This window comes from Streptomyces sp. DH12, from assembly GCF_020873895.1.
Classification (GTDB): Bacteria; Actinomycetota; Actinomycetes; order Streptomycetales; family Streptomycetaceae; genus Streptomyces.
This window is the reverse complement of record NZ_JAHWGT010000336.1, coordinates 1-676: the sequence shown is the minus strand read 5'-3', so window position 1 is coordinate 676 and position 676 is coordinate 1. Positions and strand designations below refer to the sequence as shown.

Annotated in this window: 1 pseudogene; it reads right to left on the bottom strand. The window is 76.9% G+C overall.

Annotated features, from left to right (window positions below):
- Window positions 1-676: pseudogene (locus LPA54_RS34400) on the bottom strand (MFS transporter); the annotation flags it as partial.

Below are 676 nucleotides of genomic sequence, written 5' to 3'. Positions count from 1 at the left end.
CGGTGCAGGACATGGCCTGACGCGATGGACGCGGCGATGACCGCGCCGCCCGTGATCAGGGCGCCGCGCGGGCCCGCCAGTTCCATGAGGAGGCCGAGGGCCGGGGGGCCGCCCAGGCCCCAGACCGTGCCGATCGAGCCCCACACGCCCAGCACGCGTCCGCGCAGGTGCGCGGGCGGGTCGGTCTGGAGGACCGCCGTGCCCGCGGTGTCGGAGACGGACTCGACCACGGCCATGGGGAGGACCAGGACCAGCAGCACCGCCAGGGAGGGCGACAGCCCGGCCGCGATCTGCAGCAGCGCCCCGGTCGCGGCGAGCGCGCCGACCAGGCGGACCGAGGGGCGGCGCAGGCGTGCGCCCAGGACCGCGCCGACGATGCCGCCGGCGGCGAGGACGGTGGACACCGTGCCGAAGGCTCCCGCCCCGCCCGCGAGCGGGCCGGTGACGAGAACGGCGAGAGTGAGGCCGTAGTTGCGGCCGAAGACCGCCGCGATGCCGGTCACCCCGGCGAGCGCGAGCAGCCGCGGGCGGCGGACGAAGAAGGCCAGGCCCTCTCGGACACCCATGTCGGGCCTGGAGCGCCTGGCCGCCCGCCCGCTGACCTGCCGGACCGCTCCCGCCGCCGGGCGCAGGAACGGGATGACCGCCGTCACGAAGAGGAAGGAGAAGCCGTTGG